The sequence below is a fragment of the Candidatus Symbiopectobacterium sp. genome (assembly GCF_020054415.1).
Classification (GTDB): Bacteria; Pseudomonadota; Gammaproteobacteria; order Enterobacterales; family Enterobacteriaceae; genus Symbiopectobacterium.
Window position 1 is genome coordinate 1 of the sequence record NZ_JAHWCO010000154.1, and the last position, 1,761, is coordinate 1,761.

3 protein-coding genes and 2 pseudogenes are annotated in these 1,761 nt (G+C 48.0%); 1 reads left to right on the forward strand and 4 read right to left on the reverse strand.

The window, feature by feature from the left end; translation table 11 throughout:
* Nucleotides 1-34: 34 nt before the first annotated feature.
* A complete protein-coding gene (locus QZ506_RS04610) occupies nucleotides 35-295 on the forward strand; it encodes a hypothetical protein (RefSeq protein ID WP_291969381.1) in 261 nt (86 codons plus the stop codon).
* 140 nt (nucleotides 296-435) lie between these two features.
* On the opposite strand, the gene nadE is transcribed toward QZ506_RS04610, so the two are convergent.
* From nadE to QZ506_RS04630, 4 genes and pseudogenes are all read right to left on the reverse strand, one after another.
* On the reverse strand, nucleotides 436-1,260 hold the full coding sequence (gene nadE / locus QZ506_RS04615) for an ammonia-dependent NAD(+) synthetase (protein ID WP_291969382.1): 825 nt from the start codon (nucleotides 1,258-1,260) through the stop codon (nucleotides 436-438).
* A 64-nt stretch (nucleotides 1,261-1,324) separates the two neighbouring features.
* Entirely contained in the window at nucleotides 1,325-1,456 is a 132-nt protein-coding gene (locus QZ506_RS04620; RefSeq protein WP_291969384.1) for a hypothetical protein, read from the reverse strand.
* Nucleotides 1,456-1,617 (reverse strand): annotated as a pseudogene (locus QZ506_RS04625) (IS1 family transposase); the annotation flags it as partial. The pseudogene QZ506_RS04625 and the gene QZ506_RS04620, both read right to left, overlap by 1 nt.
* Before the next feature lie 63 nt (nucleotides 1,618-1,680).
* A pseudogene (locus QZ506_RS04630) lies at nucleotides 1,681-1,761 on the reverse strand (lipoprotein); the annotation flags it as partial.

Genomic DNA, 1,761 nt, shown 5'->3' on the forward strand with positions numbered 1-1,761 from the left:
CGTTTGATGATGAGCTACGGCGGGAGCGTTCGAAATGAATCGCGTAATTCTGGTGGGTGTTTTGTTGCTGGCGGGTTGTGGTGAAACGCCGCGCCCTGCTCCTGTTTATGTCGAGGTTAAAGTTCCTGTGCCGGTACCGTGTAAAACTGCCGAGGTATCAAAACCGGCGTTCGCTGTTGACCAATTAAAAATCGGTGCACCTATCGATCAGCAGATGCGGGCGCTACGTGCGGAACGTCACCAGCGCATTGGCTACGAGAAAGTGTTAGAATCGGCTATAAATGCTTGCGAGTGATTAGCAGGTTTCAATCCCCGAAAAAGAACCGTACATGAGGTGTAAATCAATGCGGGTACTTAATCGGGTATATTAAATATTAATTAATATTATTTTATTTAATATCAATATGTTGATATTTTAATTTACCTGACTGCCTATCAGTGCCAGAAATCGTCAAATACAGTAACCGGAGGACGGCGTTTGTGTTCGGTCTTTTTATACCAGTTTTCGATAATGGCGGCGCGGTCGGCGTCGAGCGCTTTTCCTTCCAGATAGTCATCAATTTCGCTATAGGTGACGCCAAGGGCGGTTTCATCAGGTAATGAAGGGTGGTTCTCTTCCAGATCGGCCGTAGGGGCTTTGGTGTACAGGTGCTGCGGACAGCCGAGTACCTTCAACAGAGCTTTCCCTTGCCGTTTATTTAAACGAAAAATAGGATTGATATCCGTGCCGCCGTCACCGTATTTGGTAAAGAAACCCGTGACGGCTTCTGCGGCGTGGTCGGTGCCGACCACCAGACCCGCGTTCATGCCCGCAATGCTGTATTGCGCTTTCATGCGCTCACGTGCCTTTTCGTTGCCTTTGACAAAATCGGACAGCGTTACGCCGATGGCTGCTAGGGTGGCTTCACTCGCTTCGACGGCGGGCTTGATATCTACTGTTAACACGCTGTCCGGTTTGATGAAGGTGATGGCATCTTGGCAATCGGCCTCATCCGCCTGAATGCCATACGGCAAGCGTACAGCGATAAACTGATAACGCGTATCGCCAGTTTCGCTACGCAGCTCATTGATGGCAGTCTGGCACAGTTTGCCGGTCAGTGTAGAATCTTGCCCGCCGCTGATCCCCAGTACTAACGAACGGATGAAGGGATTGGCCTTAAGATAATTCTTTAAAAAATCAACGCTGATGCGAATCTCGGCATCGGGATCGACAGTAGGCTTAACACCCAGTGCTTGGATGATCTCTTGCCGCAATGACATGGTGGCCCCCTTCCTGAACCTGTTGATACTGCGAAATAATTAGCTTGATGGGTAGAGTGTAAAGCTAATCGTCGTGAAGAAAAAGTTCAAGCAGTGCGCGCGTATATTTACTTTTATTGGCGCAGCGAGGCAATAAAATGTGAACGAATACCGATTTGAAAAATTGGGTCGTGTATTCAATGAGTTGATGTAGCATCAAACGTAGTACTCGCGTTCGATGTAAGTACCGATGATCCTATCGTGCATTTCGGATGATTTTGAATATACTAGCGTATTGCGATTGAGCCGTTGCAATCGGTTACGCAGTGTCAGATGTGCACGCTCAATACGCTGTGTATACAGCTTGCTAACAATGTGTTTTACTTGGCTTTGTTGAATAAATCAGAACTTGTAACGACTGCGCCCCATACGGGTCGATTGTTACGTGATGCGAATACTGTTCGGCATTCCTAATAGCGTGATCCGGTTAAGCGCTTTGACCATGGCCATGGCTTCACCCAC